At 40.2% G+C, this 13,361-nt stretch carries 12 protein-coding genes; 10 read left to right on the top strand and 2 right to left on the bottom strand.

Translation table 11 applies throughout. The features are described 5' to 3' along the window. The first annotated feature begins 67 nt into the window (after positions 1–67). The 9 genes from AC0VYH_RS13945 to AC0VYH_RS13905 all read left to right on the top strand — a co-directional run bounded on the left by AC0VYH_RS13945 (position 68) and on the right by AC0VYH_RS13905 (position 10,700). Positions 68–1,726: an acyl-CoA mutase large subunit family protein gene (locus AC0VYH_RS13945; RefSeq protein WP_475372650.1), complete on the top strand. Its 1,659-nt coding sequence runs from the start codon at positions 68–70 to the stop codon at positions 1,724–1,726. 21 nt (positions 1,727–1,747) lie between these two features. Then, on the top strand, positions 1,748–2,584 hold the full coding sequence (gene mce / locus AC0VYH_RS13940; RefSeq protein ID WP_430246960.1) for a methylmalonyl-CoA epimerase: 837 nt from the start codon (positions 1,748–1,750) through the stop codon (positions 2,582–2,584). After that, entirely contained in the window at positions 2,581–4,131 is a 1,551-nt protein-coding gene (locus AC0VYH_RS13935) for an acyl-CoA carboxylase subunit beta (protein WP_303531129.1), read from the top strand. The genes mce and AC0VYH_RS13935 overlap by 4 nt, the downstream gene beginning before the upstream one ends. A gap of 25 nt (positions 4,132–4,156) precedes the next feature. Next, on the top strand, positions 4,157–5,278 hold the full coding sequence (locus AC0VYH_RS13930; RefSeq protein WP_430246959.1) for a M20/M25/M40 family metallo-hydrolase: 1,122 nt from the start codon (positions 4,157–4,159) through the stop codon (positions 5,276–5,278). A gap of 139 nt (positions 5,279–5,417) precedes the next feature. Then, entirely contained in the window at positions 5,418–5,906 is a 489-nt protein-coding gene (locus AC0VYH_RS13925) for a transcriptional regulator, SarA/Rot family (RefSeq protein ID WP_430246958.1), read from the top strand. A gap of 98 nt (positions 5,907–6,004) precedes the next feature. After that, positions 6,005–7,285, top strand: a complete 1,281-nt coding sequence (locus AC0VYH_RS13920) for a DNA polymerase IV (RefSeq protein ID WP_194222081.1) — start codon at positions 6,005–6,007, stop codon at positions 7,283–7,285. Between the two features lie 36 nt (positions 7,286–7,321). Next, a complete protein-coding gene (locus AC0VYH_RS13915) occupies positions 7,322–8,275 on the top strand; it encodes an AAA family ATPase (RefSeq protein ID WP_430246957.1) in 954 nt (317 codons plus the stop codon). Next, the gene (locus AC0VYH_RS13910) at positions 8,272–9,483 is read left to right on the top strand and encodes a DUF58 domain-containing protein (RefSeq protein WP_475372649.1); all 1,212 of its coding nucleotides are present in this window, start codon (positions 8,272–8,274) and stop codon (positions 9,481–9,483) included. The genes AC0VYH_RS13915 and AC0VYH_RS13910 overlap by 4 nt, the downstream gene beginning before the upstream one ends. Before the next feature lie 206 nt (positions 9,484–9,689). Further along, positions 9,690–10,700, top strand: a complete 1,011-nt coding sequence (locus AC0VYH_RS13905; protein ID WP_475372648.1) for a hypothetical protein — start codon at positions 9,690–9,692, stop codon at positions 10,698–10,700. Here the strand turns inward: AC0VYH_RS13905 and AC0VYH_RS13900 are convergent. Then, positions 10,677–11,273 carry a lysostaphin resistance A-like protein gene (locus tag AC0VYH_RS13900; protein WP_475372647.1) on the bottom strand — a complete coding sequence of 199 codons (597 nt, stop codon included), beginning with the start codon at positions 11,271–11,273 and terminating at the stop codon, positions 10,677–10,679. The genes AC0VYH_RS13905 and AC0VYH_RS13900 overlap by 24 nt on opposite strands. Positions 11,274–11,363: 90 nt before the next feature. On the opposite strand from AC0VYH_RS13900, the gene rnz reads away from it, so the two are divergent. Next, positions 11,364–12,296, top strand: a complete 933-nt coding sequence (rnz, locus tag AC0VYH_RS13895; RefSeq protein WP_430246953.1) for a ribonuclease Z — start codon at positions 11,364–11,366, stop codon at positions 12,294–12,296. Between the two features lie 30 nt (positions 12,297–12,326). Here the strand turns inward: rnz and namA are convergent, their stop codons facing one another. Then, positions 12,327–13,346 carry an NADPH dehydrogenase NamA gene (gene namA / locus AC0VYH_RS13890; RefSeq protein WP_475372646.1) on the bottom strand — a complete coding sequence of 340 codons (1,020 nt, stop codon included), beginning with the start codon at positions 13,344–13,346 and terminating at the stop codon, positions 12,327–12,329. Positions 13,347–13,361 lie beyond the last annotated feature (15 nt).

The following is a 13,361-nucleotide window of genomic DNA, read 5'->3' as shown; positions in this document are numbered from 1 at the left end:
TTAGATATAAGTTAGACATCTAAATTTCGAATTAATTCTATAGCAAGACAACTAGGGAGGAATGGGGATGGAGACAGAGAAGAAAGATTTTCAAACTCAATTTAAGGAATGGAAAGAACTAACTGAAAAACTAATTGAGAAGTTTCCGGAGAAGAAAGAAGCGTTTAAGACGAGCTCTGGAATTGATATAGACCGTTTGGGACATCCAGAAACTTTGGATAAGAACTACATGGAGAAATTGGGCTTACCAGGCCAATATCCATATACAAGAGGTATTCAACCAACGATGTACCGAGGTAGAACATGGACAATGAGACAGTATGCGGGGTTTGGATCAGCTGAGGAAACCAACCGTCGCTTTAGATATTTACTTGATCAAGGTCAAACTGGATTATCAGTAGCCTTCGATCTTCCTACACAGATCGGCTATGATTCAGACGATATGATGGCCAAAGGTGAAGTTGGTAAAGTGGGTGTTGCTATTGATTCACTCAATGATATGGAAGCGCTTTTACGAGATATCCCTCTTGATAAAGTCAGTACTTCCATGACCATTAATGCTCCAGCATCTGTATTGCTTGCTATGTATATTGTCGTTGCAGAAAAACAGGGAGTGTCACAGGCACAAATTTCTGGAACGATCCAAAATGATATTTTAAAAGAATACATCGCCAGGGGCACGTATATTTTTCCACCAAAACCATCTATGAGACTTATCACAGACATTTTCGCTTATTGTGCTGAGCATGTACCGCGATGGAATACGATTAGTATATCAGGCTATCACATAAGAGAAGCGGGATCGACAGCGGCCCAAGAGCTAGCTTTTACAATTGCTAACGGAATCGCTTATGTTGACGCAGCCATTGAAACTGGGTTAAAGGTCGATGACTTTGCACCAAGATTGGCCTTCTTCTTTAACGGACACAATCAGTTCCTTGAAGAAATTGCGAAGTTCAGAGCTGCGAGAAGAATTTGGGCAAAGATTATGAAGGAACGGTATGGAGCTAAAAAAGCGAAAAGCCTTCAGCTACGTTTTCACACTCAAGTAGCAGGATCAACGCTAACAGCCCAACAACCGGATAACAATATCGTTCGAGTTACCATTCAGGCGCTTGCAGCAGTATTAGGTGGTACCCAGAGTTTGCATACGAATGCAAAGGATGAAGCATTAGCGTTACCAACAGAAGATTCAGCACGGATTGCTCTTCGAACGCAGCAAATTATCGCGAATGAAAGTGGTGTTACGGATACGGTTGATCCGCTAGGAGGTTCTTTCTTTATTGAGAAACTAACTAATCAGTTAGAAGAGTATGTGTTTGATTATATTCGCAAGATTGATGATATAGGTGGTGCAGTCTCAGCTGTTGAGCAAGGTTATATGCAGCGGGAAATTCATCAAGCTTCTTATGAAACTCAAAAGAAAATCGAAAGCGGCGAAGAAGTCGTTGTTGGAATGAATCAATATACTCTAGAAGATGAACCAAAGCCTGAATTACATCGTATTGATCCGGAGCTTCAGCGCAAACAAATCGAGAAACTTGAATCGCTGCGCTCAACGAGAGAACCGAATCGAGTGAGCGCTCGGTTGGAAGAATTGAGAATGGGAGCTAAAGGAACTAGCAATTTAATGCCTCTTATTATTAACTGTGTTAGAGACTATTGCACGGTTGGCGAAATCTGCGGGGTACTTCGGGAAGAATTTGGTGAGTACACAGGAATCTAAACAAACTGGGAGTTGAACGATATGAAGAAGATTCGAGTATTGATTGCGAAGCCAGGTCTTGACGGACACGATAGAGGTGCTCTTGTTATTGCGCAGGCCCTTCGAGACTATGGAATGGAAGTGATCTACACAGGGTTAAGACAGACGCCACAGCAAATCGTTGCAGCTGCTGTACAAGAAGATGTAGATGCAATTGGCCTATCTTGTTTATCTGGGGCCCATAATGAATTATTCCCTGAGATTGTTTCATTATTAGAAGAGCGCAGTGCAGGGGATATTATTGTAGTGGGAGGGGGCGTAATTCCATGGGAAGACATTCCGTTTCTTGAATCAAAAGGGATTCAAAAAGTTTTCACGCCTGGAACACCTACAAAAGATACAGCCATTTTTATTGAAAAAGCAGTATATGAGCGTGATGGAATTGACCAAACAGTTAAAGAACCACCAAAGAAAATTGATCATATTGGGATTGCCGTTTCTTCTCTTGAAGAAGCACTACCTTTTTATGTGAATCAGCTTCACTTGAAGCTTGAAGCGATTGAGGAAGTCGCTTCTGAAGGTGTGAAAGTCGCTTTTATGAAAATCGGTGAGTCGAGAATCGAACTTCTCGAACCAATGAGTGAGTCTAGTCCAGTGGCCATATTCATTAAGAAGAGAGGCGAGGGTATTCACCATATTGCTCTAGCTGATGACAGGATTGAAGAACGATTGAAAGAGCTTTCTTCAAACGGTGTTAAGCTGATTCATGAAACACCTGTTAAAGGAGCTGGTGGAGCGAACATTGCATTTCTGCATCCTAAATCAGCAGGAGGAGTACTATACGAACTTTGTGAAAAGGGAACGAAGGAGGCAGAATAATGGACATGTACGATAAAATTAATGAACTGTATGATCGCAGAAGAGAAGTTGAAATGGGCGGTGGTGATGAACGGATTAACAAGCAGCACGAGAAAGGTAAATTAACCGCCAGGGAACGAATTGACTTGCTGGTTGACTCAGGTACCTTTGTTGAGTTGAACTCGTTCATTGAACATCGTTCTCAAGACTTCGGAATGGGAGATTTAAAAGCACCTGGAGAAGGTGTTGTGACAGGTTATGGAAAAGTAGATGGTCGTCCCATTTATGTTTTTGCCCAAGATTTCACTGTGTTTGGTGGCGCATTAGGGGAAATGCACGCCAAAAAAATAACCCATGTTATGGATCTTGCTGCTCGTAATGGTGCTCCAATCATTGGTTTGAATGACTCTGGAGGTGCGAGAATTCAAGAAGGTGTGGTATCATTGGACGGGTACGGACATATCTTCTATCGAAATTCGATCTATTCCGGAGTGATCCCACAAATTTCTGTGATTATGGGTCCATGTGCAGGTGGGGCTGTTTATTCACCAGCAATTACTGATTTTGTTTTTATGGTAGAAGATACGAGTCAGATGTTTATTACTGGTCCGAAAGTAATCGAAACGGTTACGCGTGAGAAAATTTCTGCTGAAGATCTTGGCGGTGCGAAAGTTCACCGTTCTAAAAGTGGAAATGCGCACTTCACAGGAAAAACTGAGGAAGAAGTTCTCGCAAACGTTCGCGATTTGATCACTTACTTACCATCCAATAACGAGGAGAAGACGCCAATCGTGGCAAGTCCGGAACGAGATGATTTTTGTTCAGATCTTGCCGATATTGTCCCATTTGACTCCACGAGGCCATATGACGTTAGAGCCGTAATTGATTCAGTGGTTGATAAAGATTCTTTCTTAGAAGTACAAAAGTATTTTGCGAAGAATATCGTCATCGGTTTTGCAAGAATCAAGGGAGAAACAGTTGGAATGATTTGCAATCAGCCTAAGGTAATGGCAGGAGGACTTGATATTGATTCTTCTGATAAGCTTTCAAGGTTTATCCGATTCTGTGATTCATTTAATATACCATTGATCACGTTTGAGGATGTTACAGGATTTTTCCCTGGGATCAAGCAAGAACATGGTGGCATTATTCGTCACGGAGCAAAAATTCTTTATTCATATTCTGAAGCAACGGTTCCCAAAATTACAGTTATTTTAAGAAAAGCTTATGGTGGAGCATATGTTGCCCTAAACTCGAAATCCATTGGAGCTGACCTTGTATATGCATGGCCGAATGCAGAGATAGCTGTAATGGGTCCAGAGGGAGCCGCAAACGTCATTTTTGCGAGAGAAATTAATGGGAGCGATAATCCCGAAGAAACGCGCGCTTCAAAGATTGAAGAGTATCGGGAGAAATTTGCTAATCCATACATAGCCGCATCACGCGGGATGGTTGATGATGTCATTGATCCGAGAGAGACTAGAATGAAATTGATTGAAGCACTGGAATTAATGAGAAATAAGCGAGAAGAACGTCCAAAGAAAAAGCATGGTAACATTCCGCTATAAAATGAATTACAGGAGGCACGACATCATGATTAATGAACAAAGACTTGTGGATGAGTTTTTAGAACTCGTTCAAATTGATTCTGAAACAAAAAACGAAAAGAAAATAGCTGCCATTTTAAAAGAAAAGTTCACATCACTTGGTGTGGAAGTAGAAGAAGATGATGCAGCAGAAAAAACGGAACATGAAGCCGGTAACCTAATTTGTACACTAAAAGGCAACGTCGAAAGTGCAGATCCGATCTACTTCACTTCGCATATGGATACAGTTGTCCCAGGAAAAGGAGTTAAGCCTTCAATTAAAGATGGTTATGTTGTATCGGATGGAACAACGATTCTTGGTGCCGATGACAAAACTGGACTAGCTGCGATGTTTGAAGCTATTCGTGTATTAAAAGAACAGAATATCGAGCATGGAACGATCCAATTTATTATAACTGTTGGAGAAGAGTCTGGGCTACAAGGTGCAAAAGTTCTTGATCCAGAGAAGCTAATTGCCAAATTTGGCTACGCTCTCGATAGTGATGGTGAAGTTGGTAAAATTATCACAGCGGCTCCTACTCAAGCAAAAATCAAGGCAACTATTTATGGAAAAACGGCTCATGCAGGAGTAGCACCTGAAAAGGGAGTTTCTGCAATCACGATGGCAGCAAAATCTATTGCTAAGATGCCTCTTGGACGTTTGGATAATGAAACGACAGCGAATATTGGTCGTTTTCAAGGTGGCTCACAAACAAACATTGTATGCGACTATGTGGAAGTTCTTGCAGAAGCACGCTCGCTCGTTCCAGAGAAAATGGAAGCTCAAGTAGAAAAAATGAAGAAAGCATTTGAGACAACAGCTTCAGATATGGGAGGCTCCGTTGATCTTGATATAAAGGTCATGTACCCTGGATTTAAGTTCAACGATGGTGATTACGTTGTAGAAATAGCGAAAAAAGCTATGGAAAAGATTGGTCGTTCCCCAGAATTATTAACTAGTGGCGGTGGAAGTGACGCAAACGTTATAGCTGGACACGGTATCCCTACAATTAACCTTGCGGTAGGTTATGAAGAAATTCATACGACAAATGAACGGATGCCGGTTAAAGAATTAGTGAAAGTTTCTGAAGCCGTTGTATCTATTATTAAAGAAGTTGCAAATGCATAGTAAGTAAAGCATTGTTTAGAACATTGTCGAATTTAGACAATGTTCTTTTTTTGTTGTTCTCATCTTCGTGGCAGGATTCCTATATTATGTTAAAATAGATTCGTATGATTACAATTTAAGAAGTGGAAGCGGTGTTAAGATGGACTCTATTCAAACTCATAAACTAATGAACTATATGCGCGGAACATATAAAGTTCTCGAAAATGAATGGCAAAAAAATGCAAGAGAGATTGGATTAACTCAGGCTGAACAACATGTCATGTGGATTGTTTACTTTGAGGAAGAGGTAACGATAACCAAAATATCGGAAATCGGTTTATGGGATGTCTCCACCGTTATGCAGGTATTAAAGCGGTTGAAAAACAAAATGTTCGTTAAACTTGAAAAGAAAACGGATGATCGACGCGTATCATACGTTACTTTGACTGAAGAAGGACTAACGAAAGTAGAAGCGAGTGACCAGTATTCATACTCCGTTATGAAATACCTTGAAGAATATCGCTCCAAATCAGAAGAAAACGCTGAATTTCTTGAAGCAATGTATCAATTTCAGTTGGAGTTCAATAAGCATTTTCACGGAAATGAATTTGTGAAATGGGTTGAAAGACAACAAGTTAAAACGACGTAAGACAGGGGGCCACTCCTGTCTTTTTGTTAGTTATTAGTGACAGGCACCGCCCGAATAGACTCGAACGGAGTCGATTTAGGTTTAAGGAGATGTGTGGAATGGATAGGAGTGCAAAGGGAAGAGGGAGAATTATTTTTCATGTGGATATGAACAGTTTTTATGCGTCAGTTGAAGCTGCTCATAATCCTGAGCTTCGCGGAAAACCTCTTGCGATTGCCGGGAATGTTGAGGAAAGGCGAGGCATTGTGGTGACGAGTAGCTATGAAGCGAGAAAGAAAGGTGTGAAAACAACAATGCCGGTATGGGAAGCGAAAAAGTACTGTCCAGAACTTCTCATCATGCCACCTAACTTTCCCCTTTATCGCCAAACCTCCCTCCAAATATTCGAATTGTTAGAAACCTACACGCCACTCGTTCAGCCAGTATCGATTGATGAAGGTTACTTAGATATTACGGAAGATTGTGGTGAGAAAAGTCCTGTTGCTATTGCAAAGGAAATTCAACAGCGGATTCATTCTGAAATTGGTATTCCTTGTAGTATCGGAATTGCCCCTAATAAATTCTTGGCTAAAATGGCTTCTGATATGAAGAAGCCTTTAGGTATAACGATTCTTCGTAAAAGAGAGCTAGATAAATTACTCTGGCCGCTAGATGTTGGTGAAATGCATGGCGTAGGCAAGAAAACGAAGGGAAAATTGCATGAACTCAATATTAAAACCATTCACGATCTTGCTCATGCGAATCCTCTGCAGCTTGAAATGAAGCTTGGTATTAACGGAAGAAGGTTACATGACCGCGCAAATGGGAGGGACGACCGTCCGGTTGATCCTGACGCCATAGATGAGTTTAAAAGCGTTGGGAATTCAACCACTTTTCCAGAGGACCTCATTGATCATCATCGTATTAATACTGCGCTGACTAATTTATCAGATTCGGTCGCGAAGCGTATGAGTAAGAAAAATGTTTTGAGCTTTAATATTCAGCTGACGATTCGCTACAATGATCGCACAACTGTAACCAGAAGCAAGAAGCTTCAAAACCCGATTTCTCAATCTGCTGATATTTTAGATGCAGCTCAGCGACTATTTGAAAAGAACTGGTCCGGGCAGCCAATTCGATTACTCGGAATAACTGGACAGCAATTAGTAGATCGAAACGAAGCCACTGTTCAGCTTGATTTATTTTCTTTTGAAGCTGATTCAAGAAGAGATAGCTTACAGAAAACCATTGGATCTATCCGATCAAAATACGGAGATAGTGCTCTTCTAAAAGGGAACCAGCTTGGCGAAGATGGAAGCCATAAACTGCGAGACGAGAAAAGACGTGGGACGAGTCTAGATCGTGATTTTCTTTGGAATTATAAAAAAGAAAAAGAATAGCCTATTTTTCATCTGGTCTGAAAGGGAGCTGACAAAATGAAAATTGTAGAAAAAATGAAGATTGTTCAACAAGAAATGCAAAAGGTGCTGATCGGCAAAGAAAAAACGATTGAACTTGTAGTGATTTCATTGTTGAATAATGGGAATGTTTTATTAGAAGATGTTCCAGGTACCGGGAAAACACTTCTTGCCCGGTCAATGGCCGTTTTACTAGGAGGGGAATTTAAGAGAATACAATTTACTCCTGATGTTCTTCCAGGTGACGTCACAGGTATTCAATTTTTCAATCCTAAGAAACAAGATTTTGAATTACGACCCGGACCCGTTATGACGAATGTATTACTCGCAGATGAGATAAATCGAGCTACTCCAAGAACCCAGTCGAGTTTATTGGAAGTTATGGAAGAGAAGCAAGTAACCATTGAAGGAACAACGTTAAAGCTCCCTACTCCTTTTATCGTCATGGCGACACAGAACCCATTAGAATCACAGGGCACCTTCTCATTACCTGAAGCACAAATGGATCGCTTCTTTATGCAAATGAAAAGTGGATACCCAACCATGAAAGAAGAAAAACAGATGATTCAAATGATGAGATTACATAATCCATTTGATGATTTGACGTGTCTTTTTGAAGAAGGTGAGATTGAATCATTTCAAGAGGAAGTAAAACGAGTTGAACTTTCTGATGTGATTGAAGATTATTTACTTAATATTGTGGAAGCCACAAGAAATTCAGAGTACATAAGTGTTGGCGTTAGTCCAAGGGGCACAATTGCCTTTATGAAAGCCGCACAGGGAAAAGCGTATTTAGAAGGGAGACGATATGTCACTCCTGATGATCTCCAGTTCGTGGCTCCTTATGTTCTTAGTCACCGTCTTGTACTTACGATGGAAGGATCCATGCGGATGACGAAACAAAAAGTATTTAATGAAATTCTCACTCAAATTGAAGTGCCTGTGGAAGTGTTAGGGACATCAGCAACATGAGGTGGAGATCGTCAACTAGGCTTTCATTGTTTCTAACTTCATTTTTTGCCCTGAGCTGGATTGTGCTTCTTTCCTCATTTTATTTTCAATCTTTTGAACTTTTCTTAATCACCATTGCGCTATTGTTATTAACCTTTTTTACTCGTCTGTACTTGAAAAAGGCAGGTGAGCAAGTTGAGTTAGAAAATAACCGTCGAACGATTAAGCTTTTCAAAGGGGAGCAAGAAACCCTCTCTTTTACACTAAACAATACAGGGAAATTGCCGATATGGAATGGTCAGCTCCATTTTTCTCTAGAGCCTATTCTGCATGTTTCAAACGTTGATCTAGTCCAAAATACCAAATACCTTCAATTTTATTCCATACCTTTTTATCTTGGTAAAAAGGAAAGGAAAACCATTTCCTTTCCGATTTATGCAGATAAAAGAGGAGTGACTCGGATAAGAAAAGTAGAGCTTTTGATTAAAGATCTCTTTGGATGGGGGAAACAGTTATCCATTCTTGAAAGTTTATTTCAGACAGAAATTCTGATATATCCCGAACTTTTAGAGGTGAAAGGTGTAGAGCAACTTTCGATGTTCGAATTGGGAAGCCATTCATATGAACATTCGCTATATGAAAACCTCTCATCTCCAGCAGGTGCCAGGGAATACGAAAGTTCGGACCCATTCAATCGCATTCATTGGAAAGCCACAGCTAGAACCTCAGAATTGAAAACAAAAGTATACGAACGTTCGATTGATTTGAGGTGGATATTTGTTCTTGATTTATCTGTTAAAAAGAAAAATAGTCCTGGGCAGGTCTCTAAAGACATCGAGACGTATATTAGTCAACTTGCTTTTCTCTGCAAGCTTGCTACCAAAAGAGGAGTGTCATTCGAATTACATATCAATTTAGATCCAGAGGGACCGTCCCCATGTATGACACTGGAAGCAGGTGAGGGAAATGCTCAGTTGAGTAATGCGCTTGAAATGCTAGCTCGAATTGACGAAACGAGACCTTTGTTATCTTTTGAGCGAATGAGTGCATGGCTGCGGAAGCGAATAACAGATCGTTCTGTTATCATTCGATTAGGAGAACCGATCCAAGAGAGCAAAGAAGCAGCGTTTTACCATCTATTAGAAAGGAAAGGACATAAATGCTATGAAGTGAAAATGTCAGGTGATGACGCATATCTTAGCCATTTAGAGAGGAAGAAGGAGTCATGAGTTTACGAAAGGAACTCCCTCATATTCTTTATTACGTTTATGACATGTTGTTTGTGTATCTTATCATTTCGTTTTTTTATTTGTATGAAAAAACCTTTCCACCGATATTTCCCTTTCTGACCATGGTTATAGGGGGAGGCTTAGTATTTTTCGGTGTCTACGCCCGAAACCGAGCATACATTTCGTTTACATGGATGTTGCTGCTAATGGTTTTGACGACTCTTGCGGGAGTAGCAGTGCTAGGTTTTCCGTTCCTATATACGGTTCTTCTTTCAATAGTCATTGCCTGGCGGAGTTATATAAACATGTGGGAAATCGAGCGAAGTAATGATGCGCTCATATTTTTCTTGAGTTTAATTGGGGCGTTTCTATTCTTTTTATTTAGTAATTCATCTGAGCTTCGACAGGTTATTTTTTTGTTGCCTCTTGTGCAGTTTGTGATGCTTCTTATTTGTAGAGCCGCTGTAGAAGTTAGAAAAACAGGAGGGAAGAAGCAGGCAAGGTGGGCGATAAGCTTTATCTTCATTTTGTTATCTGCTTCAAGTGTTCTGTTTAGTATCCTGATTTGGGTGAAAGAACCGATAGTAAAAGCAATCTCTTATTCGATAAGCGGACTAGGTTATGTTATTGGTCTACCGATTTACTGGTTAACATCGTTTCTTGAAGGTCGCTTTACTGAAGATGGTCAGGAATTATTACAGACGAGCTCGAGTAGTGAGACTCAAGAAATCATGAACGATAAAAAAATTCTGAATCAAGGGATGGATATTCCGATAGAGATGATTTTCTATACATTACTTTTCATTTGCTTCGTTATTGTTGTGATCGTTTTGTATAAGAAAAGGTTGGCTCTTACTCGTTTTCAAGTCAAATCGTTTGCAACTTCGACAAGTGAAACATTGTATTCACAAAAAGGTAAGCAAATGAAGCAATTAAAGCCACCTTCTGATCAAATAAGAAAACAGCTCTATGATCTTGAAATAAAAGCTTTCAAATATCGTAATGGTCGCCAAAAAGATGAAACGTTAAGTGAATGGTTGCGAAGGATTCCTGGTAGTCGTGAAAACAAAGAGTTTATTGTTAAAATTTACGAGAAGGTTCGCTATGGAGAGAAACATCCAGATCACAAAGAGGCTCTTCTGTATAAAAAGCATGTGAAGAACCTCCTTCATGAAGTAAAGTTTTCGTATAAACTAGAGAAGCGGAAAGAAAACTAGAAGAAATAAGTCGAAAACAAGGTGTGAAAGCAGCGGAACGATCATATTTTCTGTGCGGTTATACAGGTATCCCCATACAATTCCTGCTAAAACAGCAGCTATTAGCAATAGAAAAGCGCCTGCATATATGTGTGCACTCATATAAAGCAGAGCAGCTAGTAAGATTGGATACTTGATGTGAATCGTTCTTAGCTGTGTTTGTACAAATCCTCTCCAAAACAGTTCTTCTCCCGGAATAATGATAAGAATTAGGCTGTAATAATGCCAGGTTTGATCAGGCGATACAAGTTGATAGAGTGCTTCAACCTGAGTAATCGATTGAGGGAGTATGTAGAGCATCATCACTTTACCCACATAAAAAATAAGATACAGCAAGCCACCGCTTCCAATTCCGATTATGAGTTGAGCGAAAGAAGGTTTCCTCCATTTAACATGACGGAATGAAAAACTACCGAGTAAGAGAAGAGATACGGTAAAGAGCGGCCAGAAGATGTCATTTAACAAAAAGAAAGACAAGAATAAAAGGATATGAGATAGGAACAATGCAATTATTAATCTATTTTTCGAAGACATGAGATTCAGCTCCTATATAGAATTCATACATACAGTGTAGCTGATCATTGAAATGTTTGCGACAAAGAGACGATGAAAAGGAGGATTAAGATGGAAATCACATTTCTTGGGACAGGTGCCGGTGTTCCTTCCACAAAACGCAACGTCAGTTCCGCAGCCCTGCGATTGGATTCTGGAGAAGTATGGTTGTTTGATTGTGGAGAAGCGACACAACATCAAATTCTTATTTCATCCATTACTCTTAGTAAAATGACAAAAATTTTTATTACTCATTTGCACGGAGACCACATTTTTGGATTACCAGGCATCCTTGGAAGTCGCTCCTTTCAGGGAGGAGAATCAGAGGTGATTGTATACGGTCCAAAAGGATTAGCTGATTTTATTGATACAGCGATTCGGATTAGTGGTACCTACCTACGTTATCCGCTGCGTATTGTAGAAGTAGAGGACGGGATTCAAGTGAATGAATCTCATTTTTCCATTAAGGTTGCTCTTTTGGAGCACGGAATCGATAGCTTTGGTTATCGCATTGAAGAAAGGGATAAAGCAGGTACGTTAAATGTTGAAAAATTAAAGGCTCTCGGCGTACAGCCTGGACCGATCTATCAAAAGTTGAAAAGCGGTAGTTCAATTAAACTGGAGAATGGGCAAACGATTCATGCGTGTGACGTGACAGGACCAACCATTAAAGGGAGGCACATTGTCGTTTGTGGCGATACAAGATTTACAGAAAAGACCATTGATTTTGCCAGAAATGCTGACGTTTTGATTCATGAAGCTACTTTTTCTGAGGCAAACACTAGACTAGCGTATGAGTATTATCATTCCACTACAGTGCAAGCAGCTCGAATTGCAAAGGATGCTCGGGTGGAGAAACTGTTGTTAAATCATATTAGTTCTCGCTACCAGGAATCTGATGTTGTCGGACTGGTGGAAGAAGCGAGAAATATCTTTGAAAATACCGATTTAATGGAGGACCAGACATCGGTACAAATTCCATTAAGAAAAGCGAGCTCAACTTGAGCTCGCTTTATCTATATTTATTTCAACACATTAGTTCCAACCACGTTCATATTGTTTAGGAGCTTTTAAATCTCCTCCAAGTTCAACTGCGGCAGTTCTAGCCCAATAAGGATCTCTTAACATTTCTCTAGCGAGTAAAACAAGATCCGCGCGTTCATTTTGAATGATTTCTTCTGCTTGAAGAGGATGGGTAATTAATCCAACGGCTCCAGTCGCAATGTTAGATTCCTTTCGGATTTGTTCGGCATGCTTTACTTGATAACCTGGGTAGGCTTGAATACGCGCAGGAACAACTCCACCAGTACTACAATCAACAAGATCGACGCCTTGCTTTTTCATTTCGTCAGAAAAATAAATGAAATCCTCCATTGTATTACCTTCTTCATGGTATTCCTCAGCAGAAATTCGAACGAATAGTGGTCCGTCCCAAACTTTGTTTACTTCATTAATGGTTTCTTTTAAGAAACGATAACGGTTTTCTTTTGAACCGCCATATTCATCTTTACGTTTGTTAGTGAGTGGGGATAGAAATTCATTGATTAAATATCCGTGAGCGCCGTGTAGTTCAATCACATCGAATCCTGCTTCCTTCGCTCGTTCCGCTCCTTTTCTAAAAGCAACGATGGTTTCCTTAATTTGTTCGACCGTCATTTCTTCTGGTGTTTTCATCTCCTCATTGAAAGGAATGGAAGATGGTGCAATAATCGGTCCATCCAGAATGGCTTTTCGACCTGCGTGCGCAAGTTGAATGCCAACTTTTGATCCCTGTTCTTGAGAAAGATGAACAATTTTTTTTAATCCTTCGATATGGTCATCACTCCAGATTCCAAGATCTTGTGGAGAAATACGACCTTGTTCTGTGACGGCTGCTGCTTCTGTGAAAATCAAGCCTGTTCCTCCTACAGCTCTGGAAGTGTAGTGAATATAGTGGAAGTTTGTGGCTTTACCATCCTGTGCTTCACATGAATACATGCACATGGGACTCATCACAATCCGGTTAGGGAAGGTGACATTTTTAATAGTATATGGTGTAAATAATGCTGAAGACATGCAATCGCTCCTTTA

It is taken from the genome of Anaerobacillus sp. QJM3NY_32, from assembly GCF_056173645.1.
Note: the sequence above shows the minus strand (reverse complement) of the source record. Positions and strands in the feature narration are given on the sequence as shown.

Bases quoted from the DNA above. Each gene is read 5' to 3' on its own strand.
- AC0VYH_RS13945 (WP_475372650.1), top strand. From the start codon at position 68: ATGGAGACAGAGAAGAAAGATTTTCAAACTCAATTTAAGGAATGGAAA.
- mce (WP_430246960.1), top strand. From the start codon at position 1,748: ATGAAGAAGATTCGAGTATTGATTGCGAAGCCAGGTCTTGACGGACAC.
- AC0VYH_RS13930 (WP_430246959.1), top strand. From the start codon at position 4,157: ATGATTAATGAACAAAGACTTGTGGATGAGTTTTTAGAACTCGTTCAA.
- AC0VYH_RS13925 (WP_430246958.1), top strand. From the start codon at position 5,418: ATGGACTCTATTCAAACTCATAAACTAATGAACTATATGCGCGGAACA.
- AC0VYH_RS13920 (WP_194222081.1), top strand. From the start codon at position 6,005: ATGGATAGGAGTGCAAAGGGAAGAGGGAGAATTATTTTTCATGTGGAT.
- AC0VYH_RS13915 (WP_430246957.1), top strand. From the start codon at position 7,322: ATGAAAATTGTAGAAAAAATGAAGATTGTTCAACAAGAAATGCAAAAG.
- AC0VYH_RS13910 (WP_475372649.1), top strand. From the start codon at position 8,272: ATGAGGTGGAGATCGTCAACTAGGCTTTCATTGTTTCTAACTTCATTT.
- AC0VYH_RS13905 (WP_475372648.1), top strand. From the start codon at position 9,690: ATGGTTTTGACGACTCTTGCGGGAGTAGCAGTGCTAGGTTTTCCGTTC.
- AC0VYH_RS13900 (WP_475372647.1), bottom strand. From the start codon at position 11,273: ATGTCTTCGAAAAATAGATTAATAATTGCATTGTTCCTATCTCATATC.
- rnz (WP_430246953.1), top strand. From the start codon at position 11,364: ATGGAAATCACATTTCTTGGGACAGGTGCCGGTGTTCCTTCCACAAAA.
- namA (WP_475372646.1), bottom strand. From the start codon at position 13,346: ATGTCTTCAGCATTATTTACACCATATACTATTAAAAATGTCACCTTC.